General features: G+C 72.8%; 21 protein-coding genes, 1 tRNA gene and 1 riboswitch. Of the genes, 8 read left to right on the top strand and 14 right to left on the bottom strand.

Translation table 11 applies throughout. From position 1 onward, the window contains the following. Positions 1 to 70: 70 nt before the first annotated feature. A riboswitch (cobalamin riboswitch) is annotated at positions 71 to 195 on the top strand. 158 nt (positions 196 to 353) lie between these two features. Both ACWCYY_RS09940 and ACWCYY_RS09945 read left to right on the top strand, forming a co-directional pair. Beyond that, complete coding sequence (locus tag ACWCYY_RS09940) at positions 354 to 2,771, top strand: ribonucleoside-diphosphate reductase subunit alpha (protein WP_380150135.1); 2,418 nt, start codon at positions 354 to 356, stop codon at positions 2,769 to 2,771. Positions 2,772 to 2,803: 32 nt separating this feature from the next. Further along, positions 2,804 to 3,799: a ribonucleotide-diphosphate reductase subunit beta gene (locus tag ACWCYY_RS09945; protein ID WP_449795651.1), complete on the top strand. Its 996-nt coding sequence runs from the start codon at positions 2,804 to 2,806 to the stop codon at positions 3,797 to 3,799. A gap of 85 nt (positions 3,800 to 3,884) precedes the next feature. On the opposite strand, the gene ACWCYY_RS09950 is transcribed toward ACWCYY_RS09945, so the two are convergent. From ACWCYY_RS09950 to ACWCYY_RS09995, 10 genes are all read right to left on the bottom strand, one after another. Then, positions 3,885 to 5,891, bottom strand: a complete 2,007-nt coding sequence (locus ACWCYY_RS09950) for a glycoside hydrolase domain-containing protein (protein ID WP_449795622.1) — start codon at positions 5,889 to 5,891, stop codon at positions 3,885 to 3,887. Positions 5,892 to 6,063: 172 nt separating this feature from the next. Further along, positions 6,064 to 6,921 carry a hypothetical protein gene (locus tag ACWCYY_RS09955; protein WP_345287401.1) on the bottom strand — a complete coding sequence of 286 codons (858 nt, stop codon included), beginning with the start codon at positions 6,919 to 6,921 and terminating at the stop codon, positions 6,064 to 6,066. Between the two features lie 140 nt (positions 6,922 to 7,061). Continuing rightward, positions 7,062 to 7,721: a peptide deformylase gene (def, locus tag ACWCYY_RS09960; protein WP_449795623.1), complete on the bottom strand. Its 660-nt coding sequence runs from the start codon at positions 7,719 to 7,721 to the stop codon at positions 7,062 to 7,064. 80 nt (positions 7,722 to 7,801) lie between these two features. Then, complete coding sequence (locus ACWCYY_RS09965; RefSeq protein ID WP_345287397.1) at positions 7,802 to 8,782, bottom strand: tetratricopeptide repeat protein; 981 nt, start codon at positions 8,780 to 8,782, stop codon at positions 7,802 to 7,804. Between the two features lie 205 nt (positions 8,783 to 8,987). Further along, on the bottom strand, positions 8,988 to 10,286 hold the full coding sequence (locus ACWCYY_RS09970) for an HD-GYP domain-containing protein (protein WP_345287395.1): 1,299 nt from the start codon (positions 10,284 to 10,286) through the stop codon (positions 8,988 to 8,990). Further along, positions 10,283 to 11,698: an HD-GYP domain-containing protein gene (locus tag ACWCYY_RS09975; protein ID WP_449795624.1), complete on the bottom strand. Its 1,416-nt coding sequence runs from the start codon at positions 11,696 to 11,698 to the stop codon at positions 10,283 to 10,285. The genes ACWCYY_RS09970 and ACWCYY_RS09975 overlap by 4 nt, the downstream gene beginning before the upstream one ends. Positions 11,699 to 11,964: 266 nt before the next feature. Then, complete coding sequence (gene rsrA, locus ACWCYY_RS09980) at positions 11,965 to 12,267, bottom strand: mycothiol system anti-sigma-R factor (RefSeq protein ID WP_345287391.1); 303 nt, start codon at positions 12,265 to 12,267, stop codon at positions 11,965 to 11,967. Beyond that, positions 12,264 to 13,136, bottom strand: a complete 873-nt coding sequence (locus ACWCYY_RS09985) for a sigma-70 family RNA polymerase sigma factor (protein ID WP_449795625.1) — start codon at positions 13,134 to 13,136, stop codon at positions 12,264 to 12,266. The genes rsrA and ACWCYY_RS09985 overlap by 4 nt, the downstream gene beginning before the upstream one ends. A gap of 101 nt (positions 13,137 to 13,237) precedes the next feature. Beyond that, positions 13,238 to 13,855: an alpha/beta hydrolase family protein gene (locus ACWCYY_RS09990; protein ID WP_449795626.1), complete on the bottom strand. Its 618-nt coding sequence runs from the start codon at positions 13,853 to 13,855 to the stop codon at positions 13,238 to 13,240. A 58-nt stretch (positions 13,856 to 13,913) separates the two neighbouring features. Then, complete coding sequence (locus ACWCYY_RS09995) at positions 13,914 to 14,669, bottom strand: SOS response-associated peptidase (RefSeq protein WP_449795627.1); 756 nt, start codon at positions 14,667 to 14,669, stop codon at positions 13,914 to 13,916. Positions 14,670 to 14,779: 110 nt separating this feature from the next. On the opposite strand from ACWCYY_RS09995, the gene ACWCYY_RS10000 reads away from it, so the two are divergent. The 5 genes from ACWCYY_RS10000 (at position 14,780) to hisN (ending at position 19,423) form a co-directional block, all read left to right on the top strand. Next, positions 14,780 to 15,493, top strand: a complete 714-nt coding sequence (locus tag ACWCYY_RS10000; RefSeq protein ID WP_345287383.1) for a M50 family metallopeptidase — start codon at positions 14,780 to 14,782, stop codon at positions 15,491 to 15,493. A 216-nt stretch (positions 15,494 to 15,709) separates the two neighbouring features. Continuing rightward, positions 15,710 to 17,029 carry a 3-phosphoshikimate 1-carboxyvinyltransferase gene (aroA, locus tag ACWCYY_RS10005; RefSeq protein WP_345287381.1) on the top strand — a complete coding sequence of 440 codons (1,320 nt, stop codon included), beginning with the start codon at positions 15,710 to 15,712 and terminating at the stop codon, positions 17,027 to 17,029. Between the two features lie 14 nt (positions 17,030 to 17,043). Continuing rightward, on the top strand, positions 17,044 to 18,099 hold the full coding sequence (gene rsgA, locus ACWCYY_RS10010; RefSeq protein WP_345287379.1) for a ribosome small subunit-dependent GTPase A: 1,056 nt from the start codon (positions 17,044 to 17,046) through the stop codon (positions 18,097 to 18,099). 121 nt (positions 18,100 to 18,220) lie between these two features. Continuing rightward, entirely contained in the window at positions 18,221 to 18,544 is a 324-nt protein-coding gene (locus ACWCYY_RS10015; RefSeq protein WP_345287378.1) for a DMT family transporter, read from the top strand. An 81-nt stretch (positions 18,545 to 18,625) separates the two neighbouring features. Beyond that, positions 18,626 to 19,423: a histidinol-phosphatase gene (gene hisN / locus ACWCYY_RS10020; protein ID WP_345287376.1), complete on the top strand. Its 798-nt coding sequence runs from the start codon at positions 18,626 to 18,628 to the stop codon at positions 19,421 to 19,423. A gap of 76 nt (positions 19,424 to 19,499) precedes the next feature. Here the strand turns inward: hisN and ACWCYY_RS10025 are convergent, their stop codons facing one another. Further along, positions 19,500 to 20,975, bottom strand: a complete 1,476-nt coding sequence (locus ACWCYY_RS10025; RefSeq protein ID WP_345287374.1) for a catalase — start codon at positions 20,973 to 20,975, stop codon at positions 19,500 to 19,502. Positions 20,976 to 21,103: 128 nt separating this feature from the next. Between ACWCYY_RS10025 and ACWCYY_RS10030 the strand changes: the two genes are divergently transcribed. After that, the gene (locus ACWCYY_RS10030; RefSeq protein ID WP_449795628.1) at positions 21,104 to 21,520 is read left to right on the top strand and encodes a Fur family transcriptional regulator; all 417 of its coding nucleotides are present in this window, start codon (positions 21,104 to 21,106) and stop codon (positions 21,518 to 21,520) included. Positions 21,521 to 21,686: 166 nt separating this feature from the next. Here the strand turns inward: ACWCYY_RS10030 and ACWCYY_RS10035 are convergent, their stop codons facing one another. The 3 genes from ACWCYY_RS10035 to ACWCYY_RS10045 all read right to left on the bottom strand — a co-directional run bounded on the left by ACWCYY_RS10035 (position 21,687) and on the right by ACWCYY_RS10045 (position 26,984). Beyond that, positions 21,687 to 23,366, bottom strand: a complete 1,680-nt coding sequence (locus ACWCYY_RS10035) for a tetratricopeptide repeat protein (RefSeq protein ID WP_449795652.1) — start codon at positions 23,364 to 23,366, stop codon at positions 21,687 to 21,689. Positions 23,367 to 23,962: 596 nt separating this feature from the next. Next, positions 23,963 to 24,036: transfer RNA gene (locus tag ACWCYY_RS10040), tRNA-Met, on the bottom strand. A gap of 41 nt (positions 24,037 to 24,077) precedes the next feature. Then, a complete protein-coding gene (locus ACWCYY_RS10045; protein WP_345287430.1) occupies positions 24,078 to 26,984 on the bottom strand; it encodes a UPF0182 family membrane protein in 2,907 nt (968 codons plus the stop codon). Positions 26,985 to 26,987 lie beyond the last annotated feature (3 nt).

Below are 26,987 nucleotides of genomic sequence, written 5' to 3' on the forward strand. Positions count from 1 at the left end.
GCGGGCCACCACTGCGCTACACGACACCACACAAGATGTGGGGTCCACCGAGCCAGGTAGCACTACATGTATGCTCGCTCTCGCTGTCGATGCAGGGGAACTCCGGTGGAAGTCCGGGACTGCCCCGCAACGGTGAGCGGGCTTCCGGTACGACCGCCCGCGAGTCCGGTGACCTGCCGACGGTGTGCCACACGGCTTCCCCGCAGACGCCTTGGAGCACAGCAGTGACGTCCGGGCCTCGCGGGTGGGCCGGGGGTGGATCGCGCGCGCCGTGACGGTGTCCGCGCCGTACTCCCCTGCGCCCGAGTCGGCCCGGCAGCCATGCCGACCGCCGCCGCCAGGAGAGAAGCGCCTTGACCATCGCTGCCTCAGTTGCCCTGCCCGCCCAGGGAACCGCCGAAGACCGGACCGACCCGGGCGCCGCCCTCCTCCGGCTCCTCACGGACCGCAGCGCCGACCTCCCCCAGGTGGACCCGGGCCACGTCGCGGCCGCTGCGCTGCGCGGCCGGCACGCCGGTTCGGACTTCGCCGAGCTGCGCGGCCTGGCCGTGGAGGCTGCCGCCTCGATGATCGCCGAGGACCCGCAGTACTCGAAGCTGGCGGCCCGGCTGCTCGCCCTGGAGATCCAGGACGAGGCCGTCTCGCAGGGCGCCGTCTCCTTCGCCGCCTCGATCGCCGTCGGCCACGCCGAGGGCCTGATCGGCGACGTCACCGCGGCCTTCGTGGCCAAGCACGCGGCCGCCTTCAACGGTCTGATCGACACGGCCGGCGACGACCGCTTCGAGTACTTCGGCCTGCGCACCGTGCAGTCCCGCTACCTGCTGCGCCACCCGATCACCCGTCAGGTGATCGAGACCCCGCAGCACTTCCTGCTCCGGGTCGCGGCGGGCCTGGCGGTCGGCGACACCGAGAAGTCGGTGGCCGAGGTGGCCGAGCTCTACAAGCTGATGAGCCGTCTGGAGTACCTGACCAGCTCCCCGACGCTGTTCAACTCCGGCACCAAGCACCCGCAGATGTCCTCCTGCTACCTGCTGGACTCGCCGCTGGACAACCTGGACTCGATCTACAACCGGTACGCCCAGATCGCCCGGCTCTCCAAGCACGCCGGCGGCATCGGCCTCTCCTACTCCCGGATCCGCTCGCGCGGCAGCCTGATCCGCGGCACCAACGGCAAGTCCAACGGCATCGTCCCGTTCCTGCGCACCCTGGACTCCTCGGTCGCCGCGGTGAACCAGGGCGGCCGCCGCAAGGGCGCGGCCTGCGTCTACCTGGAGACCTGGCACGCGGACATCGAGGAGTTCCTGGAGCTCCGCGACAACACCGGCGAGGAGGCCCGCCGGACCCACAACCTGAACCTCGCGCACTGGATCCCGGACGAGTTCATGCGCCGGGTGAACGCCAACGCCGACTGGTCGCTGTTCTCCCCGGCCGACGTGCCCGAGCTGGTCGACCTCTGGGGCGCCGAGTTCGACGAGGCCTACCTCAAGGCCGAGCAGGCCGGCAAGGCCGTCCGCACCATCCCGGCGCAGACCCTCTACGCCCGGATGATGCGCACCCTGGCGCAGACCGGCAACGGCTGGATGACCTTCAAGGACGCCTCCAACCGGGCCGCCAACCAGACCGCGCTGCCCGGCCGCGTGGTGCACTCCTCGAACCTCTGCACCGAGATCATCGAGGTCACCGACGACTCCGAGACCGCCGTCTGCAACCTCGGCTCGGTCAACCTGGGCGCCCACGTCGCCGCGGGCGCCACCGTCGCCGACCTGGTGAACGCGATGGACTGGGAGCGGCTGGACGCCACCGTGCGCACCGCCGTGACCTTCCTGGACCGGGTCATCGACATCAACTTCTACCCGACCACCGAGGCCGGGACCTCCAACTCCCGCTGGCGGCCGGTCGGCCTCGGGGTGATGGGTCTTCAGGACGTCTTCTTCCAGCTCCGCCTGGACTTCGACTCCGCCGAGGCCAAGCAGCTCTCCACGCTGATCGCCGAGCGCATCATGCTCACCGCCTACGAGCGCTCCAGCGAGCTGGCCGAGCAGTTCGGCCGCCACGAGGCGTACGGCGAGACCCGGGCCGCCCGCGGCCAGCTGCACATCGACCACTTCGGCGTCACCCCCGCGTGGGCCGACCGCTGGGACGCGCTGCGCGCCCGGATCGCCGAGACCGGCCTGCGCAACTCGCTGCTGCTGGCCATCGCGCCGACCGCGACCATCGCCTCGATCGCCGGCGTCTACGAGTGCATCGAGCCGCAGGTCTCCAACCTCTTCAAGCGCGAGACCCTCTCCGGCGAGTTCCTCCAGGTCAACCCGTACCTGGTCCGCGAGCTCAAGGAGCTGGGCGTCTGGGACCAGCAGACCCGGGACGCGCTGCGCGAGTCCAACGGCTCGGTCCAGGACTTCAACTGGCTGCCCGGCGAGGTCCGTTCGCTCTACCGCACCGCCTGGGAGCTGCCGCAGCGCGCGCTGATCGACCTGGCCGCCGCCCGTCAGCCCTACATCGACCAGAGCCAGTCGCTGAACCTCTTCATGGCGGCGCCGACCATCGGCAAGCTCTCCTCGATGTACGCCTACGCCTGGAAGGTCGGTCTGAAGACCACCTACTACCTGCGTTCGCGCCCGGCCACCCGGATCGCCCAGGCCGCCACCGGCGCCGCCCGCGCCGCCGCCCCGGTCCCGGTGACCGTGGGCGCCCCGACCCTCACCCCGGAGGAGGAGGCCGCGCTGGCCTGCTCCCTGGAGAACCCCGAGTCCTGCGAGGCCTGCCAGTGAGCACCACCCCCGAGACCCCCGGCCGCGAGAAGATGCTGCTCGACCCGGGCTTCGAGCTGACGCTCCGTCCGATGCGCTACCCGTCGTTCTACGACCGGTACCGGGACGCGATCAAGAACACCTGGACCGTGGAGGAGGTGGACCTGCACTCCGACGTCGCCGACCTCGCCAAGCTGAGCGAGGGCGAGCGGCACATGATCGGCCGGCTGGTCGCCTTCTTCGCCACCGGTGACTCGATCGTCGCCAACAACGTGGTGCTGAGCCTCTACAAGCACATCAACTCCCCCGAGGCCCGGCTCTACCTGTCCCGGCAGCTGTTCGAGGAGGCCGTGCACGTCCAGTTCTACCTGACGCTGCTCGACACCTACCTGCCCGACCCGGACGACCGCGCGGCGGCCTTCGCGGCGGTGGAGAACATCCCCTCCATCCACCAGAAGGCGCAGTTCTGCTTCAAGTACATGAACGCGGTCGACCACATCGACTCGCTGCAGACCAAGGAGGACCGCCGCGCGTTCCTCCTCAACCTGATCTGCTTCGCGGCCTGCGTCGAGGGCCTGTTCTTCTACGGCGCCTTCGCGTACGTGTACTGGTTCCGCAGCCGCGGCCTGCTGCACGGCCTGGCCACCGGCACCAACTGGGTGTTCCGGGACGAGTCCATGCACATGGACTTCGCCTTCTCGGTGGTGGACACCGTCCGCGAGGAGGAGCCCGACCTCTTCGACGACGAGATGGCCAAGCAGGTCACCGAGATGCTGGAGGAGGCCGTCGAGGCCGAGCTCCAGTTCGCCCAGGACCTCTGCGGCGAGGGCCTGCCCGGCATGAACACCGAGTCGATGCGCCAGTACCTGGAGGCCGTGGCCGACCAGCGCCTGGCCCGCCTCGGCCTGCCGGTCCGGTACGGCTCGGCCAACCCGTTCGGCTTCATGGAGCTGCAGAACGTCCAGGAGCTGACCAACTTCTTCGAGCGCCGGGTCTCCGCCTACCAGGTCGCGGTCGAGGGCTCGGTCGCCTTCGACGACGACTTCTAGGCCGCCCCGGACCACCGGAGTCCGAACGGACGGAGGGCCCCGACGCGATCGCGTCGGGGCCCTCCGTCCTCACGGTGCGGGCCGGTCAGCCCATCCAGGTCCCGGAGGACCAGACGGGGCTGCCGTCCTGACGGTAGATCACCAGGTTGCCGTCGTCCTGCAGGGTCAGCCGGGCGCCCGGGTTGCCCCAGGTGCCGGCGGACCAGAGGGCGCCGCCGGTGGTCGGGCCGCCGCCGCGGGCGTACAGGACCAGGTTGCCGTCGGCCTGCAGCACCAGGTAGGCGCCGGGGCTGTTCCAGGTGCCGGTCGACCAGGCGGCACTGCCGTCCAGCTTGTAGATCACCAGGTTGCCGTCGGCCTGCATGACCAGCGAGTCCTTGACGCCCTGGGTCCACCGGCCGCTGCCCAGCTGCCCGCCCGAGGTGAAGGTCTGCCCCACCCGGTAGGTGCCGGAGCCCCAGGCGGCGCTGCCGTCCGGACGGTAGACCACCAGGTTGCCGTCGGCCTGGAGCTGGACCTTGGCGTTGGTGCTGCCGTAGGTGCCGGTCGACCAGAGGCCGCCGCCCAGGGTGTAGCCGCCGGTCGGGCCGTACACCACGAAGTTGCCGTCGCCCTGCATCACCGCGTAGGCGCCGAGGGTGCCGGAGGTCCCGCTGCGCCAGAGCACCGGGCCGGGGCCGTTGTGGGTGTTCAGCCGGGCCACCAGGTCACCGTCGGACTGCATGGTCACCGTGGTGGTGTCGCCGGCCAGGCTGGCGCCGCTGGGGAGCCGCTGGCCGGACTTGACCGTGCGGTCCGACGCCGCGGAGCTGACGTCCAGGACGTTGGAGTCGATGTTGATCCGGATGCCGCCCCAGGTCTCGTCGTGGTCGCCCCGGTGCTGGTGCACCCGGCGGCCGCCGGCCAGCCAGTAGTACGGCTTGGCCAGGCCCATGCCCTGGTCGGACAGGTCCGCGTACTGGTTCCAGGCCGCCGACCAGATGACGTCGGGGGTGGGGTAGTACGGGTCCTCGTACTTGGTGCCCAGGTCCTTCACCGCGCCGGAGGCGCTGGAGTAGACGCCCGAGCGGTAGCCGAGCGAGCGCACCTGGTTGGTCCAGCCCTTGAGGTAGGCCAGCACGCGCGGCGAGTCGGCGGGCGCGTAGCCGCCCTCGACGTCGCTGTAGACCAGGCTGAGCCGCGGGAAGCCGAGGTCGGTGACGGCCTTGACCGCGTCCGCGGCCTCCTCGGCGCCCTGCGCCTCGGCCTTCACCAGGTCGGTGTCGATCTGCAGCGAGTAGCCCGACTTGGCCTGGCGGCCGACGTAGACCGGCAGGAAGGTCCAGCCCTTGGCGGCCCGGCCGGAGACCCAGGCCGGCGTCAGGTTGCCCTGGGCGCAGGCCCGGGCGGCACCGCCGACGTAGATGCCGACGGTCCGGTAGGGCGAGGCGGACCAGGAGTCCATCGCCGTCGAGGACGGGGCCGCGCAGGTGTCGAAGGCCTGGCCGACGGCCTCGGTCGAGGGCACGGCGGTGTCGGCGGCGGCGGCCCGCGGGGCCACCGGAGCGCCCGCCTGCGGGCTGCCCGCCGCAGCGAGCGACCGCTTCGCGGCCGGAGCGGACTGGACGGCCGCGGCGTCCACCGAGCCGCCGGCGATCAGGTCACCGAGCGCCTTGGCCGAGTCGCGGTAGGTCCCGGTGACCCGCAGCGCGGCCCCCTTGACCTCGGCCCGGAACTCCCGGCCGATCCGGCCGGCCTCCACGACCGGGGCGGGCAGCGGACGGCCGGCCTCCACCACCGGGGCGGAGCTGCCGGCCGGTACCGGCTCGACCACCAGGACGTCGGCCCGCTCGGCGGCCGGCTTGGCCGGGCAGTCCTGGTCCGCACCGGGGGTGCCCAGGAAGACCGCGTTCCGGTCCAGCCGGACGCAGGCCCTGGGGTTCTTCTCCAGGTCGACCACCTGCCAGCCGGCCGGGACGGCCAGCTGGAGCCCGCGGTACGAGACCTGCTGGGTGCCCGGCGCCTCGGCGGCGGCCGCCACCGAGACCCCGCTCGCGGCGGCGGACAGCGTCAGCAGCAGCACGGTGGTGCTCCTGCTCAAACGGTTGCGCATGGAATGAGGTCCACCCCTTCGTTCGACGGGCCGCCGCGCCGTACGCGACGGCTCGGCCCGCACAGGGGTGAGCACGGATGTCCCCGCGGCCGCCCCCGCTGGCCGGAGTGGACTCTAGTACGGAGAACGGACACCCCCTCACCCCGGTCGGGTGGTGAGGGGGTGTCAGGTGTCAGACCCGGCCCCAGGTCCCGGTGGACCAGAGTGCCCCGCCGGCCGACGGGCCACCGCCCTCGCGGTAGAGGACGAAGTTGCCGTCGTCCTGCAGCAGTCCGTACGCCCCCGGGTTGCCCCAGGTGCCGGTGGCCCAGACCGGGCGGCGGCCGGGGCCGGCACCCGGGCTGTAGACGACCAGGTTCCCGTCCCGCTGCAGCTCGATCGAGTTCAGGTCCCCGGAGGTGCCGGTGGCCCAGAGCGGCCTGCCGTCCGACTTGCGGTAGAGCACCAGGTTGCCGTCCTTCTGGTGCACCAGCCAGGCCGTCCTGGAGCCCAGCCACTGGCTGGCGCCGGAGCCCCAGTCCGCGGGCCAGAGCGCGTCCATGCCCGGGTTGCTGCTGACGGTACGGGTGTTGGAGGGGCTCCAGGCCTGGCCGTTCCCGTCACGGACCGCGAAGTCGCCGTACTCGTCGATCCGGGCACAGGCCCTGTCGATGCCCCAGGTGTGGGTGGACCAGAGCGCTCCGCCGGAGGTCGGGCCGCCCCCCTCGCGGTAGACCACGAGGTTGCCGTCGGCCTGCATCAGCAGGTACGCGCCGGGGTTCCCCCAGGTGCCGGTGGACCAGAGCGCGGGGCCGAGCCCGTTGCCGCGGGCCTGGTCCCAGAGGTGGAGCACCACGTTGCCGTCGGCCTGCACCACCAGCTTCACCTTGTCGGTCGCCAGGGTCTGCCCGGCCGTCAGCCTGTCGCCGGGCGACAGCGGCTGCGACTCGCCCGGGAGGCTCCTCGCCTCACAGCTGAGCGGCTGGTCCTCCGCCGCCGCGGCCGGAGCCGTGGCGGCGAGCAGTACCAGTCCGACGAGAGAGGCGGCCATCCGCCCCAACTGCCCTGATTTCAAAGGAGATCCCCCAGTCTGCGCGTGGACCACGATCCGCGGTCGCGGCACGCTACCAGGGGAGGGCGAGGGTCCGGCACCGAAATACCGGACCCTCCGCACCGCCGGTTGACGGACCGTCAGTCGTTCGGGACGGTCGCGTAGCGCGGGGTGCCCTCGGCCATCTGCTTGAGGGCGTCCTTGCGGTCCCGCTTCGACAGCTTGTCGATGTAGAGGAAGCCGTAGAGGTGGTCGGTCTCGTGCTGCAGGCAGCGGGCGAAGAAGCCGGTGCCCTCGACCCGGACCGGGTTGCCGTCCTTGTCCTGGCCGGTCACCGCGGCGTAGTCCGGGCGCGGCAGCTCGGCGTAGGCGGTGGGGACGGAGAGGCAGCCCTCGTTGCCGTCGTCCAGGTTGCGCGGGCGGTCGGCCGGGAAGGGCTCCAGCACCGGGTTGATCACGTGGCCGACGTGGCGCACGCCCTCGTCGTCCGGGCAGTCGTAGACGAACACCTTGGCGTCCACGCCGATCTGGTTGGCCGCCAGGCCGACGCCCTCGGCCGCGTACATCGAGACGAACATGTCGTCGATCAGCGCCGACAGCTCCGCGTCGAAGTCCGTGACGGTCCTGGTCTCCCGGTGCAGCACCGGGTTCCCGACCACGGTGATCGGACGGGCCGTGCCCTTGGACGTGTCCGGCAGCTCACCCACGATCCGGCCCGCGCCCGACTCCTGGTGGTCGTGGTCGTGGTCGTGACCCTCGTGGTCGTGGTCGTGGCCCTCGTGGCCGTGCTGGTCCGCCATCGCTCCCGCTCTCCTGTACTCGGATCTTCCGGGTAAAGAGTACGGTGCGCCCGCCGCCCGCGGTCCTTGCTCCCGGGAGCTCAGCAGACCTCTTCGAGGTCCCGGTAGGCCCGGCTGTCCGGCGAGCCGTCCACCCAGCCGTCCAGCAGTGCCCGGACCAGCGCCGCCGGGGCGGCGATCCCGCACTCCCGCTCGGCCAGCCAGGCCAGGCCCGAACCGGCCTGGCTGAGGTGGCTGAGGTGTCCCGGGTGGGCGGCGTCCCCGTCGTCGTGCGGATCGTGGTGCACCGTGCGGCCGTCGTCGCTCGGCATCCGGCTCTCCGAACAGGCCCGGCAGAGCAGGCGGACGGAGGAGGTCCAGTCCTCGGCGGCGTACCCGGCGTCGGCCACCAGCCGCTCCAGCGCGTCCCGGTCGGCCGCCGTCCGGGCGTGCAGCAGCACCACGTAGGTGGGCACCGGGGAGGGCGCCCAGAGCTCGATCTCGTCGAAGACCGGGTACGCCACCCCGTCGGCCACCCGCTCGCCGTGCGGGGCGCCGTCGTGCAGCACCACCTCGCCCCAGCGGCGGCCGGAGGAGGGCAGCGGGATGGAGAGCACCTCGATCCGGGCCGGGTCCAGGCGCCGGCCCCAGACCACCTCGGCCTCGCCCTCCGGCGAGAGCCGCACGGGCGTGGTGCCCAGGTCCAGCTGGACCGGGCCGCCCTGGGCGCCGCCGGGCAGCCGCAGGCCGTACGCCTGCCAGGCGCGCCGGGCCAGCGACCAGTCCTGGAGGGCGGTGGCGGTGATGCCGAGGTTCCACCAGTCGGGTGCGCCCTGGTCGCGGTCGAGCAGGGCGACGGCACGCAGCCCGGCCGCCCGGGCCTGCTCCCAGTCGCGGCGGAACTTGTGCAGCAGGGCCAGGTTGAACCAGGAGTCGGAGAGCCAGGGCTCCAGGTCGGCGGCCATCACCAGCAGGGTGCCGGCGTCCTCGTAGCGGCCGTCACCGATCAGGGTGAACGCCCGGTCGGTGGTCTGCCGCCAGGTCGCCGACGGCCGGTGCCGTGCGCGGTGGAAGATCCTCACGTTCCGTCCCTGCCGTAGTCGTCCGCCGGTTGACCGGCCCGCCGGGTGACGGGCCCCCGGCCCGCCCGGACCGGGCCCTTTCCTCGCTATGACCGCATCCAACCACGACGCCCCCGGGCCGCGCTCCTTGCGAGGGTGCTCAGTCAGGTCCGGAGGCCACGCCGGGCGGAACCGTCCCGGGGGTGTCAGGTAGCGGCGTCCGCGATCAGTCCGGGTACCGAGCACCCGCGGCTGACGGGAACAGACCGCCCAGCGCGTCCAGCACCCTCGGGTCGTAGAGCCGGCCGCCCTCCGCCCGCAGCCGGCCGAGCACCTCCCGGCGGCCGTCCGGCTCGCCCAGCCCGCGGGCCCGGGCCGCGGCCGACAGGTCGTCATAGGCGTTGGCCACCCGGATGATCCGGGCGGCCAACGGGACGGAGGGGTCCTCCCGGCCGTCCGGCCCCCGGCACGGATCGGCCAGCCGGGCCACCTGCCCGGCCACCCGGCGGGGCACCCCGGTCCGGCTGATCACCTCGCTGCCGAGCCGGGCGATCCGCTGCTGCTCGGCCTGCGGCAGCAGCGCGGTGGCCCCGCCCGGCACCGGCTCGACCAGCGAGAGCTGCCCGATGTCGTGCATCAGGGCGGCGTACTCCAGCAGGGCCAGGTCCCGGCTGCCGAGCCCGAGCTCGCGGCCGAGCGCGCAGGCCGTGTCGGCCACCCGGCGGGCGTGGCCCGGCGGGGTGTAGCCGGCCACCTCGGTGGCCCGGGCCAGCGTCTCGATGGTCTGCCCGGTGGTCGCCCGGATCCCGGCGGCCCGGCGGAACGAGGCCTGCGCCAGCACCAGCGGGGCGCAGAACAGCGGCAGCGCCCAGAGCCCGACCTCGCCCGCCAGCAGGCTGATCAGCATGCCGGTGGCCACGATCGCCGAGCCGATCCCGAGCAGCGAGCGCAGCTCGTCCTCCAGCGCGGCCCCGAACCGCAGCCCGTGCGCGGCCCGCCGCTGCACCGCCGCCAGGGTGGCGTCGCAGAGTGCGGCCAGCGCGGCGACCCCGGTCAGGAACACCCCGTAGACCGGCCCGGCCAGCGGCAGCTGGTCCAGCGCGCCGCTGTTGTACAGCGGCTGGAACAGCACCCCGGCGAAACCCACCGTCAGCACCCGCCGGGCCGCCCCGTCCAGCACCCCGGGCGCCGGCTCCCCGCCCCCGTGCGCGGGGCGGCGGGAGCGCCGCCGGTGCGGGAAACGGCCGAGCAGGGTGCCCACCCCCGCGACCGCGACCACCTGGGTGACGCTGTGCGTGGTGGGCAGGCCGTGCAGCGGCCCGAGCAGGGCGTACGCCAGCGCCACCGCGGTGCCGATCGGGGCCTGCTCGCGGTCGCCCGGCAGGGTGATCCGGACGCGTTCGCCGACCGCCACCACCAGCGCGAAGGCGGCCGCCACCAGCGGCGCCGCCACCCCGTGGTGCAGCACGTCCAGGCAGCAGAGCAGGAACAGCCCGGCCGCGGCCAGCCGCAGCGCCCGGATCACGAGCTGCCGCGCATCAGGTCGGACGAGCCGCGGCGGGCGGGCTCGGGCACGCCGAGCGGGATGTCCGGCACCTCGCCGTCCCAGCCGCCGGGCGGCGGCAGCGCGGGCCGCCAGCCGTGCTCGGCCACCGCCTCGACCAGTGCCCGCACCATCCGCGGGTCGAACTGGCTGCCCGCGCACCGCTCCAGCTCGGTCACCGCCTCGGCCACCGGGCGTCCCCGCCGGTAGGAGCGGGTGGAGGTCATCGAGTCGAAGGCGTCCGCCACCGAGATGATCCGGGCGAACTCCGGGATCCGGTCCCCCGCCAGCCCGTTCGGGTAGCCGCGCCCGTCCATCCGCTCGTGGTGGTGCAGGATGCCGCCGCGCGCCTCGCCCAGGAAGTCGATCCCGCGCACCAGCTCGAAGCCGAACACCGGGTGCACCTCGACCGCGCGCCGCTCGGCCTCGGTGAGCGGGCCGTTGCGCCGCAGCAGCTCGGTGGCCACCCCGAGCTTGCCGACGTCGTGCAGCGTCCCGGCGAAGTGCAGGGTGCGCAGCCGGTCCTCGGCCATCCCGAGCTGACGGGCGATCAGCACCGCCGCCCGGCCGACCCGTTCGCTGTGGCCCCGGGTGTAGGCGTCCTTGATCTCCACCGCCTGCACCAGCGCCTGCACGGTGGCCCGGTGCGCCGTCCGCTCCCGGCTGCCCTGGGCCGAGACCCAGGCCGAGATGGAGAACGGCAGCAGCGCCAGCACCGCGGCGAACGCCCCGTACGGGCCCTGCCAGAGCACCGCCACCATCAGCCCGCCGGCCCCGTGCAGCAGCGCCCCGGCCAGCCGGCCGCCGAGCCCCTCCGCCACCGCGGTCCGCCCGGAGCCGCCCGTGGCCAGGCGCCGCATCGCGGCCACCAGGGCCGCGTTGACCAGGCAGAACAGCAGGACGGCGGCCAGTGCGGGCAGCGCCGCGCCCGGGAAGCGGGAGCCGAGCAGCAGTTCGGGACCGTGCAGCAGCCGGAACAGCAGGGCGGCCGCGAACGCGGAGAGCCCCAGCTGGGCCGCGTTCCACGCCCGGCGCAGCGCCCGGGGCGCGGCGGCCGGGGCCACCAGCGCGGCCGGGACGGCGACCAGGGCGGCCGCGGCGGGCGGCAGCATCAGCACCCCGGCGAACAGCACCGGCAGGAAGACCGGCCCGGCCGCCTCCGCCTCCACCGGCCGGGCCACCGGGGCCGACGGCCGCCCGGTGAGCACCGCCCGGGCCGCCCGCGCGGTGCGCAGGCAGGGGGTCGGACTGCCCTGGGCCAGCGAGTCCCAGCAGGCGTGCAGCAGGGCCAGCAGCCCGAGCCGGGGCCAGTGCACCGGGCCCGACAGCGGCCCGCCGCCCGGCAGCGCGAGGGTCAGCAGACCCGCGACCGCGCCGCACAGCACCAGCACCACGTACCGTCTGGCCGCTCCCGGCAGGGCCGGGGCCGCCTCGTCACCGACGATCTCCGCCTCCCGCCAAGGCCGCAGTTCCCTTGGGGCACCCGCCTACTGAGGGCCCGTCAGGGAGAATAGGGGCCCGGCGGGCGGGCTGGACGCCCGATCCCGGAATGCCCCGGTCGGCGCAGCGCCGACTCACTCGAACGAGTGAGGGTGCGGCGGACACGGAGGAGCCCGGCAGGCCGCGACGGCCTACCGGGCTCCCCCGCGGGTGCTCGTGCCTACTCGGCCGCCTCGGCGGCCAGCGGCTGCGGCTCGCCCTCGCGCTGGGCCGCGCGGATCAGGTCGATCCGGGCCAGCACCTTGCCGCGCAGGTCGGCCGGCGAGTGGTCGCTGGAGCAGGAGCGCTTGACCAGGGCCTTGATGGCGGCCTCCAGGCCGTACTCCTCCAGGCAGGGGGAGCACTCCTCGAAGTGCACCCTCAGCTTGGCGCAGTCCCCCTCGGCCATCTCGTTGTCGAGCAGCTCGTAGAGGTGGTCGAGCACCTCTCCACAGTCGGTGTCGTGCGGATCGCCGCAGCTCATGAGCCCGAGCCCTTCGCTTCCTGCCCTGCACCGCTGCCGGCGGGGACCAGCCCGCGCTCGCGGGCGTAGTCCTCCAGCATGACGCGCAGCTGACGGCGGCCACGGTGCAGCCGGGACATCACCGTGCCGATGGGAGTACCCATGATGTCCGCGATCTCCTTGTACGCAAAGCCCTCTACGTCCGCGAGGTAGACCGCGATCCGGAACTCCTCCGGGATCGCCTGCAGGGCGTCCTTCACGTCGCTGTCCGGGAGGTGGTCGAGCGCCTGGGCCTCGGCCGAGCGCAGACCGGTCGACATGTGCGACTCGGCCCGGGCCAGCTGCCAGTCCTCGATCTCCTCGGCGGCGGTGCGCTGGGGCTCCCGCTGCTTCTTCCGGTACGAGTTGATGAACGTGTTGGTGAGGATCCGGTAGAGCCAGGCCTTGAGGTTGGTGCCCTCGCGGAACTGGTGGAAGGACGCGTACGCCTTGGCGAACGCCTCCTGGAGCAGGTCCTCGGCGTCGGCCGGGTTGCGGGTCATCCGCAGGGCCGCCGAGTACATCTGGTCCAGGTAGCCGAGGGCGTCGCGCTCGAAGCGCTCGCGCCGCTCGTCCTCGGTCTCGTCGGCCGACACCCGGAAGGTGTCCTCGCCGATCGCCTCGGCCAGCTCCTCACCCGTCAGCACCGCGCTGACCTCGACCGGCTCGGCCTCGTGCTCCGCTCCGACGACCGGACCCACCTCCTCGGCAGTACGGGCAGGCGCCGGGGTGGGCCCGCCCGACAGCGAGGATATCGGGCTGACGGACTTCCCGCCCGCGCCGATCCACTCGGACCAGTCCGGCATCGCGGAAGCCGCGCCCGCACGCTCGGGGCACGCGATCGAACCCATCTGCCCTGCCTCTCCACCGGTTTCACCGTGCTGACGTGAGGCTTCAACCCCTCACCCGCACAGGTAATTCCCGGTACGCCGGACGGACCTGTCAGGGCTGGTCAGAGCCAGTCCAGCACCGCCGCGGTGATCACCTCCAGCGCCTCCTCCTGGGAGACCGGCGCGCGCTTGGGCACCGCGAAGCCGTGGTCCCCGTACGGGACCTCGACCAGCCGGTGGGTGTCCGGCAGGGCCGGGTACTCGGCGGGCGTGCCGAAGGTGTCCCGGCCGCCCTGCAGCACCAGGGTGCGGCAGCCGGTGGAGAGCAGTTCGTCCGCCCGGCTCTTCTCCGGCTTCCCCGGCGGGTGGAGCGGGAAGGCCAGCGCGAGCACCCCGGCCGCACCGAGGGCTCCCGCCGTCCGGCAGGCCACCCGGGCTCCGGCGCTGCGGCCGCCGAGGTACAACGGCAGCCCCTGCCCGCCGAGTTCGGCGATCACCGGGAGCCAGCCGGCGTCCAGGGTCTTCGGCGCTGGGGCGACCTTCTTGCCGGCCACCCGCCAGGGCTGCTCGACCAGGGCCACGGTGATCCCGTGCCCGGGCAGCACGGCGGCCAGCGCCCGGAGGTCGCGCGCCTCGACGCCGCCGCCGGCGCCGTGGCCGAGGGCCAGCAGGGCACGGGGCTGCGCGGCGGCCGGGTGGAGGGTGATCCGGGCCTCGCCGGCCGGGGTGGGAACGAGCATGACACTCCGTCAGGTGGGGCGGCGCTCTGCCAGAACCGCTACCGGGAACTGTGTCGTATCAGAACAGCACGCTCTCGTCGGGTTCGATCTCGTCCGCCGGGCGCAGCAGTTCGGGTCCGTTGTTGCGGATGTTGCCCACCGCCGGGCCGACCGGCCGGGCCACCAGGGCGCCGGGCGCGGGCGGGACGAGCAGCGGGAAGAGCCGGCCCGGGTCGTCCAGCGCCGGGTCGAGCCAGGCGTCGAAGGAGGAGGGGTCCAGGAAGAGCGGCATCCGGTGGTGGATCGGGGCCAGTGCGGGCTCGGCGTCGGTGGTGACGATCGCGCAGGTGACCATCCAGGCCTCCGGGTGGTCCGGCGGGTGGCGGCGGTCCCGCCAGAACTCGTACACCCCGGCCAGCGCGAGGACGGTGCCGTCCGCCCGGTGCACGAAGTAGGGCTGCTTCCTCGGCTTCCCCTTCTCCGTGGGTATGGTCTCCCACTCGTAGTAGCCGTCCACCGGGACCAGGCAGCGGCGGGAGGCGAAGGCCTGCCGGTAGGAGGGCTTCTCGTGGATGGTGTCCGAGCGCGCGTTGATCATCTTCACCGCCGTCTCCGGCGACTGCGACCAGGACGGCACCAGGCCCCAGCGCAGCACCCGCAGCTGGCGCACCGGCGCACCGCCGCCCCGCGGCGGGCGGTCCAGCACCACGAAGGCCGGGGAGGTCGGGGCGACGTTCCAGCTGGCCGCGACGGTCTCGGTCGGGTCCCACTGCTCGACGCCGAAGATCCCGACCAGGTCCTCGGGCGCGGTGGTGGAGGCGAAGCGTCCGCACATGACGGCCAGCTTGCCACGGCCGTTCTCACCCGAAGGGCAGAACCGGACGGTTCCGCCCGGCCGTCCTGGCATGGGAGGCTGCCGGTCCGGCGTGGTGGAGGAGGTAGGGAATGGACTTCGCGGGACTGTGGCGGACGGTCACCGATGCGGTCACCGCCACCCAGCCGGCCCCGCCGCGCTGGCTGGTGCTGGCCTGCGCCGGGGCCGCGCTGCTGGCGGTGGTGCCCCGGCCGCTCTGGCGGCTCAGCCGGAACGTGGTGACCATCGCGCACGAGGGCGGCCACGGGCTGGTCGCGCTGCTGACGCGCCGTCGGCTCTCCGGCATCCGGCTGCACTCGGACACCTCCGGCCTGACCATCTCCTCCGGCCCGCCGACCGGCCCCGGCATGATCCTCACCGCCGCCGCCGGGTACACCGCTCCCCCGCTGCTCGGCCTCGGCGGCGCCGCGCTGCTGGCCGGACAGCACGTCACCCAGCTGCTCTGGATCTCGGTGGTGCTGCTGGCCGGGCTGCTGGTGATGATCCGCAACCTCTACGGGCTGCTCTCGGTGGTGGTCACCGGCGGCGCCTTCTTCCTGATCTCCTGGTACGGCGGCAGCCAGCTGCAGTCCGCCTTCGCCTACGCGGGCGTCTGGTTCCTGCTGCTGGCCGGGGTCCGGCCGGTGCTGGAGCTCCAGGGCAAGCGCCGCCGCGAGGGAGCCCGGTCCACCGACGCCGACCAACTGGCCCGCCTCACCGGCCTCGGGCCCCTCCTCTGGGTGACGGTCTTCCTGCTGGTCGCCCTGGTCTCCCTGGCCCTGGGCGCCGCCTGGCTGCTGGCCTGAACCACCGTCAGCTCCGCCGGAGCGGTACGTGCCGGGACGGCCCAGGGGCCGTCCCGCCGAGCAAGCCGAAGGGGCCGCGGCGTTGGGGTGCGTGGCTCGGCGGCGCCGAGGAGGGAGTCCATGCGGAGCATCGGCGACCGACGAGAAGCCGGCGAGGCGCGTGCCCCGGCGTCGCGGCCTCGGCTTGCTCGGCGGGACGGCCCCTAGACTGACTGCATGACCGAAGAGCTGTGGCCCGCACCCGTCGCGAGCGGTGCCGTCGACGCGACCGTCACCATCCCCGGATCGAAGTCGGCGACCAACCGCGCGCTGGTGCTGGCCGCGCTGGCCGACGGCCCCGGGTGGGTCCGGCGGCCGCTGCGCAGCCGGGACTCCCAGCTGATGGCGGACGGCCTGCGCGCCCTCGGCGTGACCGTCGAGGAGACGGTCAACAACGCCAGCGGCGGCACCGGCGGCGGCGAGGCCTGGCGGGTCATCCCGGCCGGCCGGCTCCGCGGCCCGGCCCAGGTGGACGTCGGCAACGCCGGCACGGTGATGCGCTTCCTGCCCCCGCTGGCCGCGCTGGCCGACGGCCCGGTGCACTTCGACGGCGACCCGCGCAGCCACGAGCGGCCGCAGCACGGCGTGATCGACGCGCTGCGCGCCCTCGGCGTGCGGATCGACGACGGCGGCCGCGGCGGCTTCCCGCTGACCGTGCACGGCACCGGCGCGGTGGACGGCGGCACGGTGGAGCTGGACGCGTCCTCCTCCTCCCAGTTCGTCAGCGCCCTGCTGCTCTCCGGCGCCCGCTACAACTCCGGCGTGGAGGTGCGCAACACCGGCTCCACCGTTCCCTCCCTGCCGCACATCCGGATGACCGTCGACATGCTCCGCAAGGCCGGCGCCCAGGTCGACGCGCCCGAGGACGGCGGTGAGAAGGACGTCTGGCGGGTCACCCCCGGCGCCCTGATCGGCCGTGACCTGGTGGTCGAGCCGGACCTCTCCAACGCGGCCCCGTTCTTCGCCGCCGCGCTGGTCACCGGCGGCCGGGTGACGGTCCGGGACTGGCCGAAGCACACCTACCAGCCGGGCGACCAGCTCCGTGACCTCTACACCCGGATGGGCGGCGCCTGCGCCTTCACCGACGAGGGCCTGGAGTTCACCGGCACCGGCCGGATCCACGGCATCGAGGCCGACCTGCACGACGTCGGCGAGCTCACCCCGGTGATCGCCGCCGTCGCGGCGCTGGCCGACTCCGAGTCGCACCTCTACGGCATCGCCCACCTGCGGCTGCACGAGACCGACCGGCTGGCCGCCCTGGCCAAGGAGCTGAACGAGCTCGGCGGCGACGTCAGCGAGACCGCCGACGGCCTGCGGATCCGCCCGCGCAGGCTGCACGGCGGCACCTTCCACACCTACGAGGACCACCGCCTCGCCACCGCCGCCGCCGTCCTCGGCCTGGCCGTGCCCGGCGTGCTGGTGGAGAACGTGGCCACCACGGCGAAGACCCTGCCGGACTTCCCGCAGATGTGGGCCGAGCTCCTCGGCCGGGGCTGACGGGGAATCACGACATGCGCCGCTACGGCAAGGACACCGACGAGGACGACATCCGCAACCGCCCGGCCCGCAAGGGCTCGCGGCCGCGGACCAGGATCCGGCCCAAGCACGAGGACGCCTCCGAGGCGATGGTGCTCACCGTCGACCGGGGCCGGATCACCTGCCTGGTCGAGGCCGGGACCAAGCGCGAGCGCGAGGTCACCGCGATGAAGGCCCGCGAGCTGGGCCGCAAGGGCGTGGTGGTCGGCGACGTGGTCCAGCTGGTCGGCGACCTCTCCGGCGAGCCGGACACGCTGGCCCGGATCGTCCGGGTGGAGGAGCGCAGCTCGGTGCTGCGCCGCACCGCGGACGACGACGACCCGTACGAGCGGATCGTGGTGGCCAACGCCGAGCAGCTGGCCATCGTCACCGCGCTGGCCGACCCGGAGCCCCGCTCCCGGCTGATCGACCGCTGCCTGGTGGCCGCGTACGACGCCGGGATGACGCCGCTGCTGGTGCTCACCAAGTCCGACCTGGCCCCGGCCGAGCCGCTGCTGGAGACGTACGCGCCGCTCGGCATCGACTACGTGGTGACCCGGCGGGACGAGCTGGAGACCACCGGCGCGGAGACCGTCCGGGAGCGGCTGCGCGGGATGGCCACCGTCTTCATCGGCCACTCCGGCGTCGGCAAGACCACCCTGGTCAACGCGCTGGTGCCGGAGCGTCAGCGGACCACCGGCCACGTCAACGCGGTGACCGGCCGCGGCCGGCACACCACCGTCTCGGCGCTGGCGCTGCGGCTGCCCCCGCCGCCCGGGGCCAAGCCCGGCTCGAAGAAGGCCCTGGAGCCGGGCTGGGTGATCGACACCCCCGGCTTCCGCTCCTTCGGCCTCTCCCACATCGACCCGTCCCGGGTGATCCTGGCCTTCCCCGACCTGGAGCCCGGCACGGAGGGGTGCCCGCGCGCCTGCAGCCACGACGAGCCGGACTGCGCGCTGGACGCCTGGGTCGAGGAGGGCCACGCCGAGCAGGCCCGGCTGTACTCGCTGCGCCGGCTGCTGGCCTCCAAGGAGGCCCGGGAGGGCGACTGAGGTGACGTCCAGATGACTGGTCGACACCTTTCGGCCCGTCAGAAGTGTCGGTCCGCCCCCTCGCGGCGATCATAGGAAGGTCGGACCGGCCGGTCCGGCCTCGCGAGGGGAGTCGGCTCGGATGGCTTGGGCTTTGGTGATCATCGCCGGACTGCTGGAGACCGGCTTCGCGATCAACCTCAAACTCAGCGAGGGCTTCACCAAGCTCTGGCCCACCGTCAGCTTCGCGGTCTTCGCCCTCGGCAGCTTCGGACTGCTCACCCTCTCGCTGAAGACCCTCCCGGTCGGCCCCGCCTACGCGGTGTGGACCGGGATCGGCGCGGCCGGCACCGCGATCTACGGCATGGTCTTCCTGGACGAGGCCACCTCGGTGCTCAAGCTGGTCTCCATCTCGCTGGTGGTCGCCGGGGTGATCGGCCTCCAGCTCAGCGGCTCCGCCCACTGAGTCCGGCCGGTCTGGGACGGACCGGTCCGCAGTGCGAGCCGAACTGGTCCCGGACGGACCCGGCTCGCTAGGGTTTTCGGCATGGCCGACTACCACGACGATCTCCGACTCGCCCACGTCCTCGCCGACTCGGCCGACTCGATCACCATGGAGCGCTTCAAGGCGCTGGACCTCAAGGTCGAGACCAAGCCCGACCTCACCCCCGTCAGCGACGCCGACAAGGCCGCCGAGGAGCAGGTCCGCAACGTGCTCGCCCGGGCCCGGCCCCGGGACGCGGTGCTGGGCGAGGAGTTCGGCCTCCAGGGCTCCGGCCCGCGCCGCTGGGTGATCGACCCGATCGACGGCACCAAGAACTACGTCCGCGGCGTCCCGGTCTGGGCCACCCTGATCTCCCTGCTGGAGGTCGGCCCGGACGGCGAGCAGCACCCGGTGGTCGGCATCGTCTCCGCCCCCGCGCTGAACCGCCGCTGGTGGGCCGCCAAGGGCCTGGGCGCCTACGCCGGCCGCAGCCTGGCCAAGGCCAGCCGGATCGAGGTCTCCAAGGTCTCCCGCCTGGAGGACGCCTCGCTCTCCTACTCCTCGCTCAGCGGCTGGGAGGAGCGCGCCCGGCTGGACGCCTTCCTGGACCTCACCCGCTCCTGCTGGCGCACCCGCGCCTACGGCGACTTCTGGTCCTACATGATGGTGGCCGAGGGCGCGGTGGACGTGGCGGCCGAGCCCGAGCTCTCGCTCTGGGACATGGCCGCGCCCTGCATCGTGGTGCAGGAGGCCGGCGGCCGCTTCACCGGCCTGGACGGCGTCGACGGCCCGGGCGGCGCCGACGCGGTGGCCTCCAACGGGCTGCTGCACGACGAGGTGCTGCGGGCGCTGACCGTCTGACGGCGCGTCCCCGGACATTGGTGCGGGCCCCGGGGGTGACTGAACACACCCGGGGCCCGCGGTCTCTGAACGTCCGTTACTTCTGCGTGCGCAGCTCGCGGACGGTCTCCTCCAGGCGCTTGCCGAAGTCGGCGTCGGCCTGGCGGAAGTTGTTGACCGCGCGCTCGACGATGTCCTCGCGGTCCGCCGACACCTTGGCGATGAAGCCGCCGAGGTTGGCGATCAGACGGGCCTTCTCGTCCTCGGAGAACAGGCGGTAGAGGTTGCCCGCCTGGACGAAGTCGTTGTCCTCGGCGTGCGAGGGGGCCGCGCTCTCACCGGTGGCGCCGGTCAGCGGCACCGAGGCCCAGAGCGGACGGTCGATCTGCACCGGGCCGCCGAAGGAGTTCGGCTCGTAGTTCTTCGCCCGGCCGTGGCGGCCGTCGTAGAGGTACCCGTCCCGGCTGTTGGTGTTCGCCTCGGTGGCGTGCGGACGGTTCACCGGCAGGTGGTCGGCGTTGATGCCGACCCGGTAGCGGTGCGCGTCGCCGTAGCCGAACAGGCGGCCCTGGAGCATCTTGTCCGGCGACGGGCCGATGCCCGGCACGAAGTGCGCCGGCGAGAAGATCGACTGCTCGACCTCGGCGAAGACGTTCTCCGGGTTGCGGTTGAGCTCCAGCTTGCCGATCTCGATCGGCGGGTAGTCCGCGTGCGGCCAGACCTTGGTCAGGTCGAACGGGTTGAAGCGGTAGTTCGCCGCGTCGGCCGCCGGCATGATCTGGACCTGCACGGTCCAGGTCGGGAAGTCACCGTTCTCGATCGAGGTGCGCAGGTCGCGCTGGTGGCTGTCCGGGTCCTCGCCGGCCAGCACGGCGGCCTCGGCCGCGGTGAGGTTCTTGATGCCCTGGTCGGTCTTGAAGTGGTACTTCACCCAGAAGTACTCGCCGGCCTCGTTCTCCCACTGGAAGGTGTGCGAGCCGTAGCCGTTCATGTGGCGGTAGGACGCCGGGATGCCGCGGTCGCCGAACAGCCAGGTCACCTGGTGGGTCGACTCGGGCGACAGGCCCCAGAAGTCCCAGACGTTGTCCGCCTCCTGGGAGCCGGTGTACGGGTCGCGCTTCTGGGTGTGGATGAAGTCCGGGAACTTCACCGCGTCCTTGATGAAGAAGACCGGGGTGTTGTTGCCGACGAGGTCGTAGTTCCCCTCCTCGGTGTAGAACTTCAGCGCCCAGCCGCGCGGGTCGCGCACCGCGTCGGCCGAACCGAGGTTGCCCGCGACGGTGGAGAACCGCAGGAAGGTCTCGGTCTGCTTGCCGACCTCGGAGAGGAAGTTCGCCCGGGTGTACGCGGTCACGTCCGCGGTCACCGTGAAGGTGCCGTAGGCGCCGGCGCCGCGGGCGTGCACCACGCGCTCCGGGATGCGCTCGCGGTTGAAGTGCGCGAGCTTCTCGAACAGCAGCTGGTCCTGGACCAGCGCCGGTCCGCCCACACCCGCGGTCTCGGTGTTCTGGTTGTCCGAGACCGGCGCACCGGCCTCCGTGGTGAGGATGGGCCGCTCGCTCTGGGTGGTCATGTCGGGGTGCCTCCGCGTGTCCGGTCGTCGGTCGTAACCGTGTGCCTGAGCTTCGGCTCGATCCTAGCTTGGACTTTGTCTAAGTCAACACTGGAACCAAGTCGAGAACCTGGCTTACCCTGTCAGGCATGAGTGACCTGTTGGAAAGACTTCGCGGACGCGGCTGGCGCATGACCTCGCAGCGTCGTGTGGTGGCCGAGGTCCTCGACGGCGAGCACGTGCACCTCACCGCCGACGAGGTACACGCCCGGGCGGTGGAGCGCCTCCCCGAGATCAGCCGCGCCACGGTCTACAACACGCTGGGCGAGATGGTCTCCCTGGGCGAGGTGCTCGAGGTCTCCACGGACGGCCGCGCCAAGCGCTACGACCCCAACGCGCGGCACGCCCACCAACACCTCATCTGCTCCGGTTGCGGCTCCATCCGCGACGTCCACCCCCAGGGTGACCTGCTCGCCGCCCTCCCCGCAGCCGAGCGCTTCGGCTATGTCATCTCGGCGGCCGAAGTCACGTACCGGGGCCTCTGCCCTTCGTGCAGTCAGGGCTAGTCAGAGCATTCGGAACCCGGCGGCCGGCAGGGCAGCGACCCGGGGGCGCGAGGAACTGCGCGCTTCGGGAGGCGGCTCACCGGCAACTGAACCGCCGTCAGCCGGTTGCAGGTGCTGCCGTTCCCCAGCGCGCAGTTCCTCGCGCCCCTGAAGGCCCCTCCGGGGCCTACGCGCTCAGGTCCGTGTGCAGCGCGCCCAGCAGACGGGCGGCCCGCTCGGTGACCTCCGGGGGGCCGTAGTCGGCGGCGCGGCGGCACCAGGACTCGGCCTGGACCGGCTCGCCGCGACGGAGCGCCAGCAGGGCCAGCCGCAGGGCGGCCCGCCCGTGGCCGGCGTCGGCGGCCCGGGTGTACCAGGCGATGGCCTCGCCCTCCTGGTCCTGACGGGCCAACAGCAGCCCCAGGTTGAAGGCGGCGCTGCGGCTGCCCGCCTCCGCCGCCCGCCGGTACCAGCTCTCGGCGATCTCCAGCGCCCCGCGCTCCGCGGCCCGCACGCCCATCCGGACCTGCGCCCGCCGGTGCCCGGCGTCCGCCGCGACCGCGTACCAGTGCTCGGCCTCCGCGTCGGCGTCGCCGCGCCGGTCCAGCAGCGAGGCCAGCCGGAAGCCGCCCTCGGCCGAACCGCCCGCCGCCGCCTGGCGGTAGCGCTCCAGAGCACCCGTCAGCTGCCCGCGCTGCTCGTGGACGACCGCGAGCTGCAGCGCCGCCTCCCCGTGCCCCTCCGCCGCAGCGCGCGCGTACCACTCGTGCGCCTGCTGCTGCTCCCCGCGCCCGGCGTGCAGCACCCCGAGGTTGAACGCCCCGTCGACGCTCCCCGCCTCGGCGGCCTTCGAGAACCACGGCTCGGCCCCGGACTCGTCGCCGCGCTGGAGCAGCACGACGGCCAGGGCGTTGCAGGCCTCCCGGTGCCCGGCGTACGCCGCGCGCCGGTACCACTGCTCGGCCTGTGCCTCGCGCCCGGCGCCCGCGCAGAGCAGGCCGAGGTTGAAGGCGCCGTTCTGGTCGCCGGCCTCCAGCGCCAGCCGGTACCAGTGCTCGGCCTCGACGGCCTCGCCGCGACCGGCGTGCAGGGCGCCGAGCGCGTTGGCGGCGTTGCCGTCACCGGCCTCGGCCGCCTCCTGCCACCACTCGGCGGCAGCGGTCAGGTCGCCCGCGTCGCGGTGCAGGAAGCCCAGCGCGCACGCCGCGCGCGCCTCCCCGTTCTGCGCCGCCTGCCGGTACCAGCGCGCCGCCTCCTCCACGTCGCCGCGCTCCTCCAGGAGCACGCCGAGCCGCAGCCCCGCGCGGGCGTGGCTGCGGGCGGCGGCGGTGCGGTACCAGGTCTCGGCGGTCTCCTTGTCGCCGGCCGCCTCGCGCATCCGGGCCAGGCGGTAGGCGGCCTCCCGGTGGCCGGCGTCGGCGGACACCTTGAACCAGCGCTCGGCGCGCACGTCGCGCCGGTGCTCCATCAGGTCGCCCAGCGCGTAGGCGCCGAGCGGGTGGCCGTGCTCGGCGGCGAAGTGCAGCCAGTACTCGGCGGCCTCCTCCTCGCCCTGGTCGCGCAGCTGCAGACCGAGTGCGTGCGCGGCCGGGGCCGAGCCGGCCACGGCCGCCTGCCGCCACCACTGGGCGGCCTCGGCCCGGTGGCCGCGCTGGTGCAGCAGCACGCCGAGGTTGTTGGCGGCGGCCCGCAGTCCGGCGGAGGCGGCGCTGCGCAGGTAGGGCTCGGCGTCCTCCAGGTCACCGCGGCGCAGCAGCAGCGCACCGAGCTGGCTGGCCGCGTTCGGGTCGCCCTGGTCGGCGGCCTGACGGTGCCTCACCTCGAGGGCGGCCTGCTCGCGGGCGGCGAGGGCGGACTCGAAGCTCATCGGGTCGGGCTCGGGCTCGTCGGCGGGCGCGGCGTAGCTGCCCGCGGCGGGCGCGAACTGCCTGGCGGGCACCCGGACCAGGCTGTCGGGCCCGTAGCCGGCGGCCCGGGGAACGGTCAGGCCGCTGGTGCGCTGGGCCGGCAGCGCGGCGGCCGGCTCCTCGCTCTGCGCCCACGCCTCGGTGTCGACCGCCCCCACGGCCGACTTGTCCGCCCTGCCCGGATCGTTCCTTCCGATCAGCCTCATGCCGACTCCCGCTTCCCCCGAGTGCCGCGGCATCCGCCGGGGACGTCGAGGCTGCGACGGCGACCTCCCCGGGGCAGGGGAGTCAACTGCCGTACGGCGTCCCCCATGTGCTCCATCGTCGCATCACCCGCAACCCGCGTACACCTGCCCCGGCCAGGTTTGGCGGGAGCGGGCCGAAGCCCGGCGAGATTGCTTCAGCGCTTTGTCGATTTCCCGACACTTGCCCCCCACAAACCCCGGGGACGCATCGTACCGGAGCACGACCCGGACGGGTGAGCCCATTTGACGGGCGATCAGCCCCGGGAAGCACCGAAGGCCCGGAGATGAATCTCCGGGCCTTCGGTTCAGAGTAGCGGGGACAGGATTTGAACCTGCGACCTCTGGGTTATGAGCCCAGCGAGCTACCGAGCTGCTCCACCCCGCGTCGTTGTGTTCACAACTGTAGCACGGGGTCTGAGCAGGTCGTTAACCGGCCTTCTGCTGCGCTGCCGCCGTCGCGGCGTCGAGGGCGGACTTCAGTGCCTTCTGGGCCTCGCCGTACTTGGCCCAGTCGCCGTCCTTGCGCGCCTGCTCCATGTCGTTGAAGGCCTTCTGCGCGTCGGCCACCGCCTTCTGCTGCGCCGCGTCGCCGGTGCCCGGCGTGGTCGGCGTCGTCGGGGTGGTCGGCGTGGTGGGCGTGGTGGGCGTCGTCCCCGGGGTGGTCGGCGCGGTCGGCGTGGTGCCGGTGGTCGCGTTGCCGAGCACCTTCTTGAGCGCCTCCTCCAGCGTGCTCTCGAAGGCCACGTTGTCGTTCCCGTAGACCGCCAACACCCGCTGCAGCACCGGGTAGTTGGCGCCGCGGCCGCGGACGTAGACCGGCTCGATGTTGAGCAGGCCGCCACCGACCGGGAGGGTCAGCAGGTTGCCGTACTCGACCTCGGAGTCGCCGCCGATCTTCAGGGTGTTCAGCTTGTTCGCCACGTCGGCGTTGGAGTTGAACTGCGACTGCACCAGCTTGGGACCGAGCGTGTTGGAGTCGCCCGGCACCTTGAGGATGCGGATCTTGCCGTACTCCGGCCCCGGGTCCGCGCTGACGGCCATGAAGGCGGCCAGGTTGTCCCGCTTGCTGGGCACGAAGGTGGTGGTCAGCGAGAAGCTCGCCTGGGTCACCGCCGGGTCCGGCATCCGCACCGTCATGTAGTACGGCGGCTGCACGTCACCGGTGTTGGTGGTCGGGTCCACCGGCACCTGCCAGATGTCGGTGCCGTTGAAGAAGGAGTTGGCGTCCGTCATGTGGTACATGCCGAGCAGGTCGCGCTGCACCTTGAACATGTCCTGCGGGTACCGCAGGTGCGGCATCAGCGCGGACGGGATCTTGTCCTTGGCCTCGACCGTGCCGGGGAAGGCCTTCATCCAGGTCTTCAACACCGGGTCGGCGTCGTCCCACTGGTAGAGCGTCACCTCGCCGGTGTAGGCGTCCACGGTCGCCTTCACCGAGTTCCGGATGTAGTTGACCTTGTTGACCGTGGTGAGCGTGCGCCCGCGCTGGTCGGTCAGCGAGTCCTTGGTGACGTCGCCCAGGGTGGTCTTGGAGGCGAACGGGTAGCCGTCCGAGGTGGTGTAGCCGTCCAGCACCCAGACCAGCTTGCCGTCCTGCACCACCGGGTACGGGTCGGCGTCGATCGACAGCCACGGGGCGACCTTCTCCACCCGCTCCTTGGGGGTGCGGTCGTAGAGCACCTTGGCGCCGTCGGTGATGGCGCCGGCGTACAGGATCTGCGGCTCGGCGAAGCGCACCGCGTAGGCGGCCCGGGTGAACGGGTTGTCCAGCGAGACGCCGCTGTCGCCGGTGTACTTGTAGGTCTTGTCCCCGTTGTCGGTGGAGTAGTCGATCTCGTCGTTGGAGCCGCCGACGATGGAGTACGTCTTGGTCTCCTCGCCGTAGTAGATCCGCTGCTGGTAGTCGCCCAGCGCCCCGGTGGACGGCAGGCCCGACTCGGTGAAGACCGGCTGGCCCTTGTCGTTGACCTGGTTGCCCTTGGCCGAGACGACGCCGTAGCCGTGGGTGTACTTGAAGTGGTCGTTGATCCAGTTCCGCTGCTGCACCCCGTTGAGGTCCAGCTCGCGCAGGCCGATCACGGTGTCCTGGCCGCCGATCTGGCCGTTGGTGTACCGGTCGACGTCCAGCGTCTTCGGGAACTTGTAGTACGACCGCTGCTGCTCGATCTGCTGGAAGGTCGGCGAGACCACGTTCGGGTCGAGCAGCCGGATGTCGGCGATGGTCTGCGCGTCCTGCTTGAGCGCCTCGGTGGAGGTGGACGCCTTGGGCGAGTACTGCTGCGTCTCGCTGTCGGCGATGCCGTACGCCTGCCGGGTGGCGTCGATGTTCTTCTGGATGTACGGCGTCTCCTTGGCCTGCTCGTTCGGCTTGACCTGGAACTGCTGCACGATCGCCGGGTAGAGCCCGCCGATCAGCACCGCCGAGAGCGCCATCAGCCCGAAGCCGATCAGGGCCGGGGCCCAGGTCTTGCGGATCGGGGTGAGGAAGAACAGCAGGGCGCAGATGATCGCCACGAAGAACAGGATGGTCTTGGCCGGCAGGAACGCGTTGGCGTCCACGTAGCGCAGCCCGGTCCAGCCGTCCACGCCCTTGTAGCCGCCGGTCTTCACCGCGAGCGCGTACCGGTCCAGCCAGTACGCGACCGCCTTCAGCAGCACGAACACGCCCAGCAGCACCGCCAGGTGGCCCTGCGCGCCCGGGCTGGCCTTGCGGCCGGGGCCCTGCAGGCGCAGCCCGCCGTACAGGTAGTGCACCAGCGCGGCCGCCAGCAGCGAGACGATCACCGCACTGAACGCGAAGCCCAGCAGGAACTCGTACCAGGGCAGCTCGAAGGCGTAGAACGAGACGTCCAGGTGGAACTGACTGTCCTTCACCCCGAACGGCGTCTGGTTGGTCCACAGCATCCAGGTCCGCCACTGACCGGCCGCCGCCGCGCCGGCCACCAGGCCGGTCAGCAGCGAGATCCCGATCAGCAGCCACTTCCGGTAGGGCGCCACGCCCATCCGGTAGCGGTCCAGGCTCTGCTGCTCCACCGACATCGCGGCCAGCGGCGGGCGCAGCCGGTGCGCCAGCCAGACGTTCAGTCCGACCACCACCGCCATCGCCAGACCGAAGACGGCGAACAGGCCCACCTTGGTCCAGAGCTGGGCGGTGAACACGGAGGAGTAGTGGAGCGACTTGAACCAGAGCCAGTCCGTCCAAAGACCCGCGAACATCACGAACAGCAGGAACAGCACCGCGAGGACACCTGCGGTCAGCAGGAGCACCCGGGTGCGGCGGGAGGGCGGGCCGACTCTGGCACGGAAGCCCGGGCCTTGCGGGCGGTCCGGCATCTG

The sequence above is a fragment of the Kitasatospora sp. NPDC001664 genome (assembly GCF_053596675.1).